At 39.0% G+C, this 292-nt stretch carries 1 protein-coding gene; it reads left to right on the forward strand.

Annotated features, from left to right (window positions below):
• On the forward strand, nucleotides 1-292 hold a 292-nt coding region (locus AOA60_RS01305; RefSeq protein ID WP_143522321.1), incomplete at both ends, for an SNF2 helicase associated domain-containing protein.

Consider the following 292-nt stretch of genomic DNA (forward strand, 5'->3'; position numbering starts at 1 on the left):
TTCCAATATGGGGAAGAGCAGTACTCTCCATTTGAAACGACGAATCATAATCATGGCGTTGTAACAGTTCGAGATGTGGAAAAGGAATTGTTTATCCTTTCTCATGTGGAAAAAGTGCCATTTAAATATAATGGGAGAGAATTGTACCTTGAAGATTTTGATGACATTCTTGATTTTGTCATGGATGTTCTTCCAATTTTATCTGAATGGGTTGAAGTGTATGCAACAACGCAAGTAAAAGGTCTGATGTATGAACCACAGGAGCGCCCTACGATTGAAGTGGAGGCGAATG

It is taken from the genome of Pseudomonas sp. 2822-17 (genome assembly GCF_002742485.1).
Lineage (GTDB): Bacteria > Pseudomonadota > Gammaproteobacteria > Pseudomonadales > Pseudomonadaceae > Aquipseudomonas > Aquipseudomonas cyclaminis.